17 protein-coding genes are annotated in these 14,634 nt (G+C 41.4%); 13 read left to right on the top strand and 4 right to left on the bottom strand.

Translation table 11 applies throughout. The features are described from left to right. Positions 1 to 398 precede the first annotated feature (398 nt). On the bottom strand, positions 399 to 593 hold the full coding sequence (locus V7K45_RS26225; protein ID WP_335007846.1) for a hypothetical protein: 195 nt from the start codon (positions 591 to 593) through the stop codon (positions 399 to 401). A gap of 299 nt (positions 594 to 892) precedes the next feature. Between V7K45_RS26225 and groES the strand changes: the two genes are divergently transcribed. The 3 genes from groES (at position 893) to V7K45_RS26210 (ending at position 3,829) form a co-directional block, all read left to right on the top strand. Continuing rightward, positions 893 to 1,204, top strand: coding sequence for a co-chaperone GroES (groES, locus tag V7K45_RS26220; RefSeq protein WP_100898362.1), 312 nt, complete (start codon positions 893 to 895; stop codon positions 1,202 to 1,204). Between the two features lie 109 nt (positions 1,205 to 1,313). After that, positions 1,314 to 2,948 (top strand): chaperonin GroEL, encoded by a 1,635-nt coding sequence (gene groL / locus V7K45_RS26215; protein WP_190892556.1) that lies wholly within the window; start codon positions 1,314 to 1,316, stop codon positions 2,946 to 2,948. A 164-nt stretch (positions 2,949 to 3,112) separates the two neighbouring features. Further along, positions 3,113 to 3,829, top strand: a complete 717-nt coding sequence (locus V7K45_RS26210) for a DUF4351 domain-containing protein (protein ID WP_335007937.1) — start codon at positions 3,113 to 3,115, stop codon at positions 3,827 to 3,829. A gap of 19 nt (positions 3,830 to 3,848) precedes the next feature. On the opposite strand, the gene V7K45_RS26205 is transcribed toward V7K45_RS26210, so the two are convergent. Both V7K45_RS26205 and V7K45_RS26200 read right to left on the bottom strand, forming a co-directional pair. After that, complete coding sequence (locus V7K45_RS26205) at positions 3,849 to 4,268, bottom strand: hypothetical protein (protein ID WP_335007845.1); 420 nt, start codon at positions 4,266 to 4,268, stop codon at positions 3,849 to 3,851. Next, positions 4,268 to 5,125 carry a ParA family protein gene (locus V7K45_RS26200; protein WP_335007844.1) on the bottom strand — a complete coding sequence of 286 codons (858 nt, stop codon included), beginning with the start codon at positions 5,123 to 5,125 and terminating at the stop codon, positions 4,268 to 4,270. Before V7K45_RS26200 ends, V7K45_RS26205 begins: the two co-directional genes overlap by 1 nt. Before the next feature lie 99 nt (positions 5,126 to 5,224). On the opposite strand from V7K45_RS26200, the gene V7K45_RS26195 reads away from it, so the two are divergent. The 10 genes from V7K45_RS26195 (at position 5,225) to V7K45_RS26150 (ending at position 13,710) form a co-directional block, all read left to right on the top strand. Beyond that, positions 5,225 to 6,004: a class I SAM-dependent methyltransferase gene (locus tag V7K45_RS26195; protein ID WP_335007843.1), complete on the top strand. Its 780-nt coding sequence runs from the start codon at positions 5,225 to 5,227 to the stop codon at positions 6,002 to 6,004. Between the two features lie 74 nt (positions 6,005 to 6,078). Beyond that, positions 6,079 to 6,915, top strand: a complete 837-nt coding sequence (locus tag V7K45_RS26190) for an urease accessory protein UreD (RefSeq protein WP_335007842.1) — start codon at positions 6,079 to 6,081, stop codon at positions 6,913 to 6,915. A 42-nt stretch (positions 6,916 to 6,957) separates the two neighbouring features. Then, the gene (gene ureA / locus V7K45_RS26185) at positions 6,958 to 7,260 is read left to right on the top strand and encodes an urease subunit gamma (protein ID WP_335007841.1); all 303 of its coding nucleotides are present in this window, start codon (positions 6,958 to 6,960) and stop codon (positions 7,258 to 7,260) included. 21 nt (positions 7,261 to 7,281) lie between these two features. Further along, entirely contained in the window at positions 7,282 to 7,587 is a 306-nt protein-coding gene (locus tag V7K45_RS26180) for an urease subunit beta (protein ID WP_335007840.1), read from the top strand. 8 nt (positions 7,588 to 7,595) lie between these two features. Continuing rightward, on the top strand, positions 7,596 to 8,132 hold the full coding sequence (locus tag V7K45_RS26175) for a DUF1349 domain-containing protein (protein WP_335007839.1): 537 nt from the start codon (positions 7,596 to 7,598) through the stop codon (positions 8,130 to 8,132). Positions 8,133 to 8,141: 9 nt separating this feature from the next. Continuing rightward, positions 8,142 to 9,857 carry an urease subunit alpha gene (gene ureC, locus V7K45_RS26170; protein ID WP_335007838.1) on the top strand — a complete coding sequence of 572 codons (1,716 nt, stop codon included), beginning with the start codon at positions 8,142 to 8,144 and terminating at the stop codon, positions 9,855 to 9,857. Between the two features lie 3 nt (positions 9,858 to 9,860). Then, complete coding sequence (locus V7K45_RS26165) at positions 9,861 to 10,109, top strand: hypothetical protein (protein ID WP_335007837.1); 249 nt, start codon at positions 9,861 to 9,863, stop codon at positions 10,107 to 10,109. Further along, positions 10,097 to 10,336 (top strand): hypothetical protein, encoded by a 240-nt coding sequence (locus V7K45_RS26160; protein WP_335007836.1) that lies wholly within the window; start codon positions 10,097 to 10,099, stop codon positions 10,334 to 10,336. Before V7K45_RS26165 ends, V7K45_RS26160 begins: the two co-directional genes overlap by 13 nt. A 656-nt stretch (positions 10,337 to 10,992) precedes the next feature. Then, positions 10,993 to 12,138 carry a hybrid sensor histidine kinase/response regulator gene (locus V7K45_RS26155; RefSeq protein WP_335007835.1) on the top strand — a complete coding sequence of 382 codons (1,146 nt, stop codon included), beginning with the start codon at positions 10,993 to 10,995 and terminating at the stop codon, positions 12,136 to 12,138. Between the two features lie 189 nt (positions 12,139 to 12,327). Continuing rightward, positions 12,328 to 13,710 carry an aldehyde dehydrogenase gene (locus tag V7K45_RS26150; RefSeq protein WP_335007834.1) on the top strand — a complete coding sequence of 461 codons (1,383 nt, stop codon included), beginning with the start codon at positions 12,328 to 12,330 and terminating at the stop codon, positions 13,708 to 13,710. Between the two features lie 69 nt (positions 13,711 to 13,779). Here the strand turns inward: V7K45_RS26150 and V7K45_RS26145 are convergent, their stop codons facing one another. Continuing rightward, on the bottom strand, positions 13,780 to 14,385 hold the full coding sequence (locus V7K45_RS26145) for a sulfite oxidase-like oxidoreductase (RefSeq protein WP_335007833.1): 606 nt from the start codon (positions 14,383 to 14,385) through the stop codon (positions 13,780 to 13,782). Positions 14,386 to 14,634 lie beyond the last annotated feature (249 nt).

Raw genomic sequence — 14,634 nt, 5'->3', positions numbered from 1 at the left:
AACACTGATTAAATAATAATCTTTCGGACTCACAAGTAAGTATTGGCTTAAAGATGACCCTACCTCAAAACCAACCCGCACTTTCTTAAAGCTTACTGCTATACCATATCTTTTGGTTGTTAAGCCTCTATGAGGTGTTCACAAGAAACTAGGGAAGTTTCTGGCAAAAGATGGATTGAAAACGCATATTTTTCTACCACCTTATTGCCTATTCAGTGTTCTCGGATAATCCGCAGGGTAACTTCCGGGTTTGCTTGGCGATACCAGACACCATCAGGGTAAACCACCATTATGGGTCTAGAACAAGAAACACGCAAGCAATTGGCTTTAGTTTTATAGACGCAAATAGAATGACTTTAGTGCGGCTCATTGAATTTTAAATCTTTAAGTCGCTTTTTTTAAGTAATCCCAGAATTCCAGACTAGCTCGTTTTGAGCAGCAATTGCCTGGTCAGCGCAAATAAAAATGTGTTGCTGAATTTTTGCAAGTCCTAAACTTTCTACACAATTACTCAGGGTCTTATGTTCCAGAGATTTAATGTTTTTGAGAATTTGATGGCTGGACTGGATCGCTGTCACTGTATTGTTACTCATCGAGCGGCTCCCTGATTACAGTTCTATAACAATTTGCAAGCTTTGCAAATAAAGTTGACTGGGAGTGGGGAACAGGGAATGGGAAAGAATTCTCATAACTCTTAACTCCCTACCCCTACTCTCTTCGTAACTTTCAGAACAAAACCTGAAAGGTAGAAATAATTAAGCATTTATACTTAAGTACGTTTATGACTCTCTAGTTCGGGAACCCGTACTCAAGGCATTCTTGCCATTGGACGCCACTTTTCGGTAAATTAGCACTCAGGAGTTGAGAGTGCTAAACTCTGGAGAAAATAATTATGGCTGCTTTATCTCTAAGCGTTTCTACAGTTAAACCTTTAGGCGATCGCGTTTTCGTAAAAGTGAACGCCTCTGAGGAAAAGACCGCAGGTGGTCTGTATTTGCCCGATACCGCCAAGGAAAAGCCCCAAGTAGGGGAAGTAGTCGCCCTTGGTCCTGGCAAGCGTAATGACGATGGAAACCGTCAGGAATTGGAAATTAAAGTCGGCGATAAGGTGCTGTACTCTAAGTACGCTGGCACTGACATCAAGCTAGGCACCGAAGAATATGTACTGCTTTCTGAAAAAGATATTTTAGCAGTTGTTATCTAGTGGGGAGTCGGGAATAAGCAATAGGGAATGTCAAAGACAATGCCCAATGCCCAATACCCAATGCCCAATTCAAGAAAAAAATTGACTTACTCCCGGAATTTAGACACCTATGGCAAAGCGCATTATCTACAACGAAAACGCCCGTCGCGCCTTGGAACGAGGCATTGACATCCTGGCTGAGGCTGTAGCTGTTACCCTTGGCCCCAAAGGTCGTAACGTAGTCCTAGAAAAGAAATTTGGCGCACCGCAAATTGTTAATGACGGTGTAACGATCGCCAAAGAAATCGAATTAGAAGACCACATTGAAAACACTGGTGTAGCTCTGATTCGTCAAGCTGCTTCTAAGACCAATGATGCTGCGGGCGATGGTACTACCACCGCTACCGTTTTAGCTCATGCGATCGTCAAAGAAGGCTTGCGGAACGTTGCAGCTGGTGCTAACGCAATTTCGCTCAAGCGTGGTATTGATAAAGCTACTGCCTTTTTGGTAGACAAAATCAAAGAACACGCCCGTCCAGTGGAAGATTCCAAAGCCATTGCCCAAGTTGGTGCGATCTCGGCTGGTAATGACGAAGAAGTTGGTCAGATGATTGCCCAAGCAATGGACAAGGTGGGTAAGGAAGGCGTAATTTCCCTAGAAGAAGGGAAATCTATGTTCACCGAGTTGGAAATCACTGAAGGGATGCGCTTTGACAAAGGCTACATCTCTCCTTATTTCGCTACCGACCCTGAGCGGATGGAAGCGGTTTTTGATGAGCCTTTCATACTGCTGACCGATAAGAAAATCGCTTTGGTACAAGACCTTGTGCCAGTATTAGAGCAAGTAGCTCGTGCTGGTCGTCCTTTGGTGATTATCGCCGAAGATATTGAAAAAGAAGCTTTGGCAACCTTGGTAGTAAACCGTTTGCGCGGTGTACTCAACGTGGCTGCTGTTAAGGCTCCTGGCTTTGGCGATCGCCGCAAAGCACTACTAGAAGACATCGCTGTTTTAACTGGTGGTCAACTAATTACTGAAGATGCTGGTTTGAAGCTAGATAACACCAAGCTGGATAGCCTGGGTAAAGCTCGCCGGATCACCATTACCAAGGACAGCACCACAATTGTTGCCGAAGGTAACGAAGCTGCTGTTAAGGCTCGTGTAGAACAGATTCGTCGTCAAATCGATGAAACCGAATCTTCTTACGACAAAGAGAAATTACAAGAGCGTCTTGCTAAACTCTCTGGTGGTGTTGCTGTAGTGAAAGTTGGTGCAGCAACCGAAACCGAAATGAAAGACAAAAAGTTGCGCCTAGAAGACGCTATCAACGCCACCAAAGCTGCTGTGGAAGAAGGTATCGTTCCTGGCGGTGGTACAACTCTGGCTCACCTTGCTCCTGAATTAGAAGTTTGGGCGAAGAGCAATCTTAAGGATGAAGAGTTGATTGGTGCGTTGATTGTCGTTCGTGCCTTACCTGCACCTCTGAAGCGGATTGCTGAAAACGCCGGTCAGAATGGTGCTGTAATCGCTGAACGCGTGAAAGAAAAAGACTTCAACGTTGGCTACAACGCTGCGACAAACGAATTCGTCGATTTGTTAGCTGCTGGTATTGTTGACCCTGCTAAGGTGACTCGTTCTGCTCTGCAAAACGCTGCTTCCATCGCTGGTATGGTGTTGACAACCGAATGTATTATAGTTGACAAGCCTGAGCCTAAAGATAGCGCTCCTGCTGGCGCTGGTGCTGGTGGCGGCGACTTCGATTACTAATACTTTGTAGTTAGATAATTTGTAAAACAGCTGCTTCCTTTATGGAGGTGGCTGTTTTTTGTGTCAAGAGAAGATGGGTGAGTTACGACAAAGCTTGTAAATATTTAGCTGAACAGTACCCAGCAGAGTTTGTGCGTTGGTTACTTGGGATAGAGGTGTAAGAAATTGAAGTCTTAAAAACGGAACTCACGCTTGAACGAATTCGCGCGGATACTGTGACATTTTTGCAAGCAGCTAACCAAATTTTGCACATTGAATTTCAAACTTTGGCAAAATCTAATCCGGCGCTGAATTTCCGAATGCTCGATTATTCTGTGAGGTTGAAGCGTCAGTACCGTTGTCCTGTAGTGCAAGTGCTAATCTTTTTGCAAGAAACTACTAACGAAATCGTTTTTACTGAAGAATATCGGGACAACAGGACGATTCACCAATATCAGGTTGTTCGTCTTTGGGAGCAAGATTCAACACTATTTTTAGCTAATCCGGCACTGTTACCTTTAGCAAGTTTGACGCGAACTGACTCGCCACAAACTTTACTGGCACAAGTGGCTGAACAAGTCGCTACAATTCCAGATAGGGAGGAGCGACAAAATATCGCAGGTTGTGTAGAAATTCTGGCGGGTTTGCGATTTGACAAAGATTTGGTTCGGCAATTTTTGCGGGAGGATATTATGAAAAAGTCTGTAATTTATCAAGATATCGTTCAAAAAGAAGCCTTTAAATTGATTAGTCGTCAGCTTAAGCGGCGCTTTGGTGATATTGATGGATCGTTAGTCGAGCAGATTCGGAATTTATCTGCTGAACAGTTAGAAAATTTGGGAGAGGCGTTGTTAGATTTTTCAGAAGTTACTGATTTGATAGCTTGGTTAGAACAGCAATAAAGGAATTAATAAAGCTGCATCATATTTTAGAGATTGAGGCTGCAAGTAGTTTTCCGCTTTTATCTTGAGCTTGCAATTTTTGAATAATATGCTCAATAATACTATTCAAATCCTTCCGGCGGCGCATAGAGCGTTTCGGGTCAAGTTGACCGTGTTTCAATAATTCTCTAACCTGTTCTCCTAGCTCAGTTAAGTAAAACCTCAGTTGTTCTTCACCCTGTTTGCGTAAAATTTGCCGACATTCAGTTAGGGTAATATCGCCATTTTGGAGAGTTTTACTAGCCTCTGACTGCTTTGGTGTTGCGTCGGATGAATCTTTACTTTTTTGAGCATTTAAACTGTTAGTTAGACATTTTTCTACAGCCTTAGCAAGTTTTGGATCGGATTCTATAGCTTCTGCGATCGCTCTTAATAAATCTGCAATTTGTAATGCTTCCATTATTTACCTACTCTCTGAATAAATTCTTTAGTTAATTTCACCATAGAATCATGAGAATCATCATATTTTTGTTTATATGTCAAATAACTACTCAACTCTAACCCTTCTGCTATTTTGGCTCTTTCTAAAATTTTGGTTTCAAAAACTTGTGGATAGAAAGGATTAACAATAATAGAGTTCAAATTTTCACTTTGGGCTATAGTTCGATTGTAACGAGAAATTAATGTTCCAACGGTTTTTAAGTTATATACATAATCTCTATTAAACTTTTCAATATGTTCAAGTAATAAATCTAATCCATGAATTGACATTCGGTTTGGTACACAAGGAATTATACAAGCATGGCTAGCTAGAAATGCACTTTTAACTACTGTGTTAATATTTGGGGCACAGTCTATTAAAATATAGTCATAATTCTTCAATAATGGTTTGAGGATTCTACGAATAAGATCAACAGGTTTAATGTTAAAAGAATAGTAACCTGATGGCAATTCTTCCTGAATTTCAAATAACCTTGGGCTGCTAGGTATCAGATGTAAGTGGGCAAAGGAATTTCTGTTTCTCACATTTGAAACATTGTTTTTAACTATAAAATTTTCATTTTTAATATTTTCTAAAAAATATTCAGGATCTTTAAATAAATAAGGCAATGTCAATTTTTTACTTTCAAATTCTTTTTCCCAAACCTCTTCTGACATTAAAGCACTAGTCAAATTACTTTGAGGATCAAGGTCAATAGCAAGTACACGCTTTTTGTACATTGTATCGCCTGCTAAGTATTCTGCTAATGCCATGACTATGGTAGTTTTACCAACTCCACCCTTGAGGTTGCAAATACTTATCACTTTAGCTGTCATAATTTCTGGTAGATTGACGCATTTCATGAGCTACAGTTCTATGCTTCCCTGAAAATATGCCCAACTAACAGGTTCATTTTTACTTTTACATCAAAACCCATGAGCCAAATTAATCCTGAAACAACCCCCTTACATACCTTAAACCCACTCAACCGATTTTCTGACAGAGCAGAGGATTATGTAAAATATCGACCAAGCTACCCCGCAGATGCAATTGATATTATCTTGGAAGGATTAGGTGAAAATTCACAACTCGTAGCAGCAGATATTGGTGCAGGTACAGGAATTGCTTCCAGATTGTTAGCTGAACGGAGGGTTAATGTTATAGCCATAGAACCAAACGCGGCGATGCGAGAAGCTGCTAAATCACATCCTTTGATAGAGTTTCGTGATGGAACAGCAGAATTTACCCAACTACCTGATAATTCAGTTGATTTAGTTACTTGTTTTCAAGCTTTCCACTGGTTCAATTCCGAACCAACTTTATTGGAATTTCACCGCATTTTAAAACCATCAGCACGCTTGGCTGTGGTGTGGAATAACCGCGATCGAGAAGATGCATTAACTACAGAATATAGCCGAATAGTCCGCGAAGCATCTAATAATCATCCAGCAGAATCTCGAATGCAATCGGTAGAGCCATTGTTAGTAACTCCCCATTTTATTAATATCCGTGAATATAAATTTACTTATAGACAAAAGTTAGATTTAACTGGACTTATCGGACGAGCAATGAGTGTTTCTTACCTTCCGCGTGAAGGCTCGGTATACGAACAGCTTATTGATAATTTTCAAGAATTATATCAGCGCTTTTGTGATGAGAGTGGTTTTATTTATATGGTCTATCGCACTAGCGTACACCTTGGCGAAAAACAATGATAAATTGCAAGTAAAGTAGCAGATAATGCATTAAATAAATATAAGATATCTGAACTTTAATCTTGAATTTATAAATGACCTGCAATCCGCAAATAGCAGAAGGTTGGCATGGCAAACTTAATTTAGTCTATGCCGATCGCCAGGGTAAAACCCAATTAATTTACGATCGCCAACAAGCACCCCTGAAGGTACAACGTCCATTTTATCCAGAAGGGGAAATTTGTCATAGCGTAATTTTACACACGGCTGGGGGAATGGTAGGAGGCGATCGCTTATCCTCTAACATCCACCTCCAACCCCAAACCCAAGCTTTAATCACTACAGCTGCTGCAAGTAAGATATATCGCAGTAATGGCTTACAAGCTAGACAAACCATCCAGATGCAAGTTGATACTGGCGCTTGTTTGGAGTGGTTGCCGCAAGAGACAATTTTATTTAACGACGCGATTTATCGGCAAGATTTACGGGTAGAATTAGCAACCGGGGGCAGTTGGTTAGGCTGGGAAATTACCCGATTTGGCCGCAGTGCTAGAGGAGAAAAATTCTTGCAAGGAGAATGGCGATCGCACACGGAAATTTGGCAACAAGATGTTCCTTTGTGGATCGATCGGCAATGGTTACGGGGTAGCGAAGATACTTTTCACAGTCCCCACGGTTTGGCTGGAAAACCAATAGTAGGTAGTCTAGTTTGGGTTGGTGGCGCAGTTTCAGGAGAAATTGTCGAAAAAACGCGAAATTTATGGGATGGGAAAGGAGAAGCGGGTGTTAGTCGGTTACAACATGGATTATTGTGTCGATATCGCGGTACTTCTACATCTGAGGTTAGAAACTGGTTTATTAATGTTTGGCAGTTGCTGCGAGTTTCTTTTTTAAATCGTGGTAATTGTATACCAAGAGTGTGGCAGCTTTGAACGAACCACGAAGGCGCGAAGGACGCGAAGGAAGAGGCAAGAATGCAACTTACGCCGCAGGAAAAAGATAAGCTATTAATTTTTACTGCTGCTTTATTAGCAGAAAGACGTAAAGCAAGGGGTTTAAAACTGAATTATCCTGAAGCGATCGCTTATATTTCTGCTGCCATTTTAGAAGGTGCAAGGGATGGGCAAACTGTAGCTGAATTAATGAGTTATGGTACAACTCTCTTAACGCGGGATGATGTCATGGAAGGGATACCAGAAATGGTGCATGAAGTACAGGTAGAAGCAACTTTTCCTGATGGCACAAAGTTAGTGACAGTACATAATCCAATTCGTTAATTTTTTAGTTTTTAATTTATTATGATTCCTGGGGAAATTATCACACCAACAGGTGAAATTGAACTAAATTTTGGTCGTCCAACTATAAAATTGCTAGTGTCAAATACAGGCGATCGCCCCATACAAGTTGGTTCCCACTATCACTTTTATGAAGTCAACACCGCCTTAAACTTTGACAGAGAACAAGCGCGAGGAATGCGCCTCGATATTCCCGCAGGAACCGCAGTCCGCTTTGAACCAGGCGACGAAAAAGAAATAACTCTAATCCCCTTAGTCGGTACTCGCAAAGTCTACGGCTTCAACGCGAAAATTAACGGTTCTCTTTAGTTATGAAAATGGAATGGTACAATGAACCGCCTGTTTGGGAAGTGAAAGATGAAGCGATCGCTATCACTTCCGGCGCAAAAACAGATTTCTGGCGGGAAACTCACTACGGTTTTATTCGAGATAATGGTCACTTTTTTTATCAACAAATTCAAGGTGACTTTATTGTAGAAGTTAAAGTCAGTGGACAGTATCAGGATTTATACGATCAAGCTGGCTTGATGATACGTTCAGATGAATTGAATTGGTTAAAATGTGGCATTGAATTTGTCAATGGTGTGCAACAAATTAGCGCAGTAGTTACACGGAATTTCTCAGATTGGTCTGTTATTCCAATACCGCAAAATCCATCTGCAATTTGGGTGCGTGTAACTCGACGCGGCACAGCAATAGAGGTGGAATACTCTTTGAATGGAACTGAGTATACAATGCTGCGGCTCGCTTATTTGACTCCAGCAGAAACAGTAAGTGTAGGTGTAATGTGTGCCTCGCCTGAAGGGAATGGTTTTCAGATCGGGTTTGAAAAATTCCAAATTCGCAGTTTGTGAGGAATAGTTATGAGTTACAGAATGGATCGCCGTGCCTATGCCGAAACTTACGGGCCAACTGTAGGCGATCGCATCCGACTTGCAGACACAGAATTATTTATTGAAGTTGAACAAGATTTCACTACCTACGGCGATGAAGTGAAATTTGGCGGCGGTAAAGTCATCCGAGACGGAATGGGACAATCCCCCATTTCTAATGCCGATGGTGCTGTAGATTTAGTAATTACTAATGCCTTAATTCTCGATTGGTGGGGTATTGTCAAAGCGGATATCGGCATTAAAGATGGCAAGATTTTCAAAATTGGTAAAGCCGGAAATCCTTATATTCAAAATAATGTAGATATTATTATTGGCCCCGGTACTGAAGCCTTAGCTGGTGAAGGAATGATTCTCACTGCTGGCGGTATCGATGCCCATATTCATTTTATTTGTCCCCAACAAATTGAAGTGGCGATCGCTTCCGGTATTACCACCATGCTAGGCGGTGGTACTGGCCCAGCTACAGGTACAAATGCCACTACCTGCACTCCCGGCCCTTGGAATATTTACCGAATGCTGCAAGCTGCTGATGCTTTTCCCGTCAACTTAGGATTTTTGGGCAAAGGTAACGCTAGTCAACCCCAAGGACTTGTAGAACAAGTAGCTGCCGGTGCAATGGGATTAAAACTTCATGAAGACTGGGGAACTACACCCGCAGCAATTGATACCTGCCTCAGCGTTGCCGATGAATATGACGTACAAGTAGCAATTCATACTGATACGCTGAACGAAGCCGGATTTGTGGAAGATACGATCGCTGCGTTCAAAAATCGTACTATCCATACCTACCACACCGAAGGCGCAGGCGGGGGACACGCACCAGATATCATCAAAGTTTGTGGCCAAGCCAATGTTCTGCCATCTTCCACCAATCCCACACGTCCTTACACCCTCAACACCTTAGACGAACACCTGGATATGTTGATGGTATGCCATCACCTCGATCCTGCGATCGCTGAAGATGTCGCTTTTGCCGAATCTCGCATCCGTCGGGAAACCATTGCTGCTGAAGACATTTTGCACGACTTAGGCGCATTTAGCATGATTTCTTCCGACTCCCAGGCAATGGGAAGGGTAGGCGAAGTGATAATTCGCACCTGGCAGACATCTCACAAAATGAAGGTGCAACGCGGAACTCTTAACCCAGAAGGAACAGAGGAAAAAGCAGACAATTTTCGGGCAAAAAGATATGTTGCTAAGTATACGATTAATCCGGCGATCGCTCACGGAATTGCTGAATATGTGGGTTCAGTGGAAGAGGGAAAATTAGCAGATTTATGTTTGTGGCGTCCTGCATTTTTTGGCGTGAAACCAGAGATAGTCATTAAAGGCGGAATGATTGCATGGGCGCAAATGGGCGATGCTAACGCCAGTATTCCCACACCGCAACCAGTGTATATGCGACCGATGTTTGGAAGTTTTGCAGGGGCGCGTCATGCCACATCATTAACTTTTGTTTCCCAAGCAGCTTTAGAAAAGGAAATTCCCAGCCAGTTAAGTTTACAAAAGGCAGCAGTAGCTATTTCTGGGACACGCCAATTGAGTAAGCGGGATATGAAGCTGAATGATGCACTACCCCACATTGAAGTAGATCCAGAAACATACCAAGTCAGGGCTGATGGTGAGTTGCTGATTTGTGAACCTGCGACAATTTTACCAATGGCACAGAGGTACTTTTTGTTTTAGTTCATGACCGAGCAACTTACTGATTACGATAGTCCTTGGAAAGAAGTTAATGAGCTATATTTTCCCCGCTTTCTGGAATTCTTTTTCACCCAAGCCTATGCTGAAATCGACTGCACGCGACCTTATGAATTTTTGGACATAGAACTGCAACAGCTAGAACCAGATGCAGAAATTGGGAGGCGTTTGGTCGATAAAGTCGCAAAAGTTTTGCTACTGGATGGAGGGGAAGCTTGGGTAAAATGCGCTACGTAACTAGTATTGAAAGGCTAGCAAAAGAAGAAGGAATTGTTGAAACTGCTAGAGAAAGCATCATTACAGTCCTAGAAATGCGATTTGGAGAAGTGCCAAGCTCTATTGTTGAAGTTATCAATAGGATAGAAGAACCATCTGTGCTAAAAATGCTTCATAAAAGTGCGATCGCAATTCCTTCCACAGCAGAATTTCAGCAACTCTTAGATAATCTCACTTCTGGAGGATGAGCTATCGCTCTGATGCATTAACGTAACACGCCGACGTATTGGCATAACACGTCGATGTATTGGCATAACATGTCGATGCATTGGCATAACACGTCGACGTATTAACATAACATGTCGATGCATTGGCATAACACGCCGACGTATTCGCATAACACGTCGATGTATTAACATAACATGTCGACGTATTGGCATAACACGCCGACGTATTCGCATAACACCCGATGTATTGGCATAACACACCGATCGCCTGTTTTATAGTAAGAGTGCGATCGCAATTCATTCTACAGCAGAATTTCAGCAAGTTTTAGATAGTCTCAACTCTGGGAAATAAGCGATCGTTTGTTTTAAGGTGAGAATTAAAAGCTTGCCAGGCTCGATTTGATAGTTTTTTTGTTTGCTCGTATCGCATAAGTGAGTCTAATCAAGCTAAAAACCCTCTATATTACCATAAAATAATTCTGCAAGAGACTTCATGAGCTGCGCTCACAAGGAACAATAAAAATGTCTTTTCCTCCTGCCTTCTCCCTTGGCGCTAGCCTCTCCCTTTGGGAGAAGGGGAGACGCTAAAAGCGATCTGCCTCCTGCCTTATTTTCAAGGCAGGTCTAATAAACCAGCTACTCTAAAAATTTACTTTTACCTCGTACCTTGCATCTATATGACTTCACAATCTTCTCGCTCTGACAAAATTCTAGTTGTCGATGACTCTCCTGATAACGTGTTTTTGATCAAAACTATTTTGGAAGAAGAAGGTTACACCATTAGCACGGCAGAAAATGGGATTTCTGCCTTAGCAGAATTGAAAGCTTCTCCTTGTGACTTGGTTCTGCTGGATTTAATGATGCCAGGTATGGACGGGTACGAAGTTACCAAGCACATTCGTGGAGATATGAAATTGCCGCAATATATCCCCATATTGCTGATCACTGCCCACGATGCGCCCAACGTCGCCCACGGTTTAGACTTGGGTGCTGATGATTTTATCCGCAAACCTGTAACAGTAGATGAATTGCTAGCAAGAGTGCGATCGCTCCTGCGTTTGAAGCATAGTATGGATGAACGTGATGAAATTGCCCGTCAGCGAGAAGATTTTGTCTCCCGCCTCACCCACGACTTACGCACTCCCTTGGTAGCCGCCGATCGTATGTTAATGCTATTTCAACAAGGTGCGTTGGGAACATTATCACCGCAAATGCAGGAAGTAATCACCATCATGGCGCGTAGCAACATCAACCTGCTTTCTATGGTCAATACCTTATTGGAAGTTTATCGTTTTGAAGCGGGTCGCAAAAGTTTAGCATTTCAACCAGTTAATCTGGGTCAATTGCTAGATGAAGTGATTGGAGAATTGTCACCCTTAGCTCAAGATAAAACACTGTCCCTTAATTTGGATGTTACTAAAGAGTTAATCACAAACACAGTCATGGGCGATCGCTTAGAACTGCATCGTCTATTTACCAACCTCATAGGGAATGCGATCAAATTTACCGACTCCGGGTCTATTACTATTCGTTTTACTTCTCAACGCCAGTTCAACAAAAGTAATCAATCTCAGTTCTCTGAAACATCCAATTCCGTTGACTACATTAGAATTGAAATAGCGGATACAGGCCCAGGTATTCCCCCTGAAGAACAAGCCACTATATTTGAACGATTTCGCCAAGGCAGTCATAAGAGTTCTGGTAGTGGCTTAGGATTGTACCTTGCTCGTCGAATTGTCGAGGCACATCAAGGCATTATTCTACTTAATTCTGAGTTGGGCAAAGGTAGTGTATTTATTGTCCTTCTACCCACCAAAGCATGAAAAAACTAGTAATTATAAATTATGAATTATAGAGTTTTTTATCCTGGTAATTCATGATTTATAACCTTACTACTATCTACGATAATTTAAGTAAAAAATTCACTTAGAAAATCAAATGCTAAAAATTTACGAATCAAATATGCTGAAATAATAGCATTAGCATTAAATAGTTTTTAATAGGACAAAACAATGATTACCACTGAATTATCTAACATTAGCAATATTATCCAGACTCAGCGAGATTTTTTTCAAACGGGTAAAACTAAAGATGTAAATTTTCGCATTGAACAACTGAAAAATCTTAAGCAAGCAATCATTGAGCATGAACAGTCAATAGTCGAGGCATTAAAAGCGGATTTACATAAACCAGAAGTAGAAACTTACCTTACAGAAATCAGTGTAATTAAGGATATTGATTACGCCATCAAACATCTTCAAAACTGGACTAAACCCCAAAAAGCAGCGGTTTCCTGGGATTTTTTTTCCTACTCAGCGAAAATTTATCCAGAACCATTAGGGGTTGTCTTAATCATCGGCCCTTGGAACTATCCATTTCAGTTAATTATCTCACCGTTAATAGGTGCGATCGCAGCCGGTAATTGTGCAATTATCAAACCTTCAGAAATTGCTTCTCATACGTCTGATGTCATTGCTAAGATTATTGCCAAACATTTTGACCCTGCTTATCTTGCAGTGGTTGAAGGAGGCGTGGAAGCAAGTCAAAAACTACTTGCAGAAAAGTTTGACCATATCTTTTTTACTGGTGGTACAGCTGTCGGCAAAATCATCATGGCAGCAGCGGCAAAATATCTCACACCAGTGACTTTAGAATTGGGTGGTAAAAGTCCTTGTATTGTAGATACTGACATTAATCTCGAACACACTGTCAGACGAATTACTTGGGGAAAATTCATTAATGCTGGACAAACTTGTATCGCCCCTGACTATCTTTTAGTTAATAAAACAATCAAAAAAGATTTAATAGATGGTCTGGAAAAATCTTTAAAAGAATTTTATGGCGAGAATCCAGCAAGCAGTCCTGATTATGCCCGAATTATCAGTGAAAAACACTTTGAGAGATTGGTTAGTTTTCTCAAAGACGGTGAAGTTGTCATCGGTGGAGAAAATCAACCTTCAGAGCGCTATATTGCCCCAACACTGATTGATAATGTCTCCCTAAAAGATTCTGTAATGCAGGAAGAAATTTTTGGGCCCATTCTACCCATCATTGAATATACTGACATTGCAGAAGCGATCGCCTTGATTAACTCTAGACCCAAACCCTTGGCGTTATATTTATTTTCTCAAGATAAAAACCTGCAAAAGCGAGTTTTGCAAGAAACTTCCTCTGGTGGAGTCTGTATTAACGACACAGTGATGCAGGTTGGTGTCTCGTCTTTACCATTTGGTGGAGTAGGAGATAGCGGTATCGGCAACTATCACGGCAAAGCTAGCTTTGACACTTTTTCCCATAAGAAAAGTGTATTGCAAAACTCTTTCTGGCTTGATTTAAAATGGCGATACGCTCCATATCAAGGCAAATTGCCGCTAATCAAGAAACTTCTAGGTTAGAAATTATGAGTTATGAGTTATGAATTTTTGACTCCTAACTCCTAACTCTAAACTTCTAACTCCTAACTATTAAATCCCAAAAGCGTTGCTGTAACGCTCCTCAGCCCAAGGTTCACCACGGCGATGGTAGCCATTACGCTCCCAAAAACCAAGTTCTTCAGCAGCTAAAAATTCCAAACCATTAATCCACTTAGCACTTTTCCAAGCGTAGAGGTGGGGTACAACTAGCCGCATCGGCCCACCGTGTTCAGATGGAAGGTCTTCACCAAAGACTTTAAAAGCAAAGAAGTTTTCTTCCCGCAGAAAATCTTCTACAGAAATATTGGTAGTGTAGCCGCCATAGCAGTGTTCCATAACGTGGGCTACTTTCGGGTCTAATTCAATCAGACCCATGAAATCTGTAACTTTAATGCCAGTCCATTTGACATCAAGTTTAGACCAGCGCGTTACACAATGGAAGTCAGCTGTGAATTCGTGTTGAGGCAGCGCCATAAAGTCTGACCAACTAAAGGTAGCAGATTTTGCTAAACCCCAAACTCGAAACTCCCATTCCTCAGTGCTGACTTGGGGAGTTTCACCGTAAGTTAAAACGGGAAAACCTTTAGCTAAGTGTTGACCAGGAGGAACGCGATCGCCTTCTTCTTTGCCTGGTTTCTGAAAAAATTTTCCTATCATAGTTAGAGAAAAATCAGTTTTCTCAAGATGTTTACAAGCTTTTTTGCTGAGTTGCCAACAGTATCAAATGTTTTACTCTTTATATGAACTCTTGAATGATAGGTAATGGGTAATGGATATTTCCAATTACTCACTACCAATTTTTTTCGATCTAATGAGCTTATGTAGAGTGTTTATGATTCATAATGCAATCAGGAAAGCTCAGAAAAAGCATTTATCTAGCGATAAGAAGTTTGATTCTTGAGTTTG

The organism is Nostoc sp. (assembly GCF_036917375.1).
In the GTDB taxonomy this organism is placed as follows: Bacteria; Cyanobacteriota; Cyanobacteriia; order Cyanobacteriales; family Nostocaceae; genus Nostoc.
The sequence above is the reverse complement of the archived record's forward strand: the minus strand, read 5'-3'. Positions and strand labels throughout refer to the sequence as shown.

Coding starts and splice junctions, on each gene's coding strand:
- V7K45_RS26145 (WP_335007833.1), bottom strand. CDS start 14,385: ATGATAGGAAAATTTTTTCAGAAACCAGGCAAAGAAGAAGGCGATCGC.
- V7K45_RS26155 (WP_335007835.1), top strand. CDS start 10,993: ATGACTTCACAATCTTCTCGCTCTGACAAAATTCTAGTTGTCGATGAC.
- V7K45_RS26195 (WP_335007843.1), top strand. CDS start 5,225: ATGAGCCAAATTAATCCTGAAACAACCCCCTTACATACCTTAAACCCA.
- V7K45_RS26200 (WP_335007844.1), bottom strand. CDS start 5,125: ATGACAGCTAAAGTGATAAGTATTTGCAACCTCAAGGGTGGAGTTGGT.
- V7K45_RS26225 (WP_335007846.1), bottom strand. CDS start 593: ATGAGTAACAATACAGTGACAGCGATCCAGTCCAGCCATCAAATTCTC.
- V7K45_RS26150 (WP_335007834.1), top strand. CDS start 12,328: ATGATTACCACTGAATTATCTAACATTAGCAATATTATCCAGACTCAG.
- groES (WP_100898362.1), top strand. CDS start 893: ATGGCTGCTTTATCTCTAAGCGTTTCTACAGTTAAACCTTTAGGCGAT.
- V7K45_RS26180 (WP_335007840.1), top strand. CDS start 7,282: ATGATTCCTGGGGAAATTATCACACCAACAGGTGAAATTGAACTAAAT.
- groL (WP_190892556.1), top strand. CDS start 1,314: ATGGCAAAGCGCATTATCTACAACGAAAACGCCCGTCGCGCCTTGGAA.
- V7K45_RS26175 (WP_335007839.1), top strand. CDS start 7,596: ATGGAATGGTACAATGAACCGCCTGTTTGGGAAGTGAAAGATGAAGCG.
- V7K45_RS26190 (WP_335007842.1), top strand. CDS start 6,079: ATGACCTGCAATCCGCAAATAGCAGAAGGTTGGCATGGCAAACTTAAT.
- V7K45_RS26205 (WP_335007845.1), bottom strand. CDS start 4,268: ATGGAAGCATTACAAATTGCAGATTTATTAAGAGCGATCGCAGAAGCT.
- ureC (WP_335007838.1), top strand. CDS start 8,142: ATGAGTTACAGAATGGATCGCCGTGCCTATGCCGAAACTTACGGGCCA.
- ureA (WP_335007841.1), top strand. CDS start 6,958: ATGCAACTTACGCCGCAGGAAAAAGATAAGCTATTAATTTTTACTGCT.
- V7K45_RS26160 (WP_335007836.1), top strand. CDS start 10,097: ATGCGCTACGTAACTAGTATTGAAAGGCTAGCAAAAGAAGAAGGAATT.
- V7K45_RS26165 (WP_335007837.1), top strand. CDS start 9,861: ATGACCGAGCAACTTACTGATTACGATAGTCCTTGGAAAGAAGTTAAT.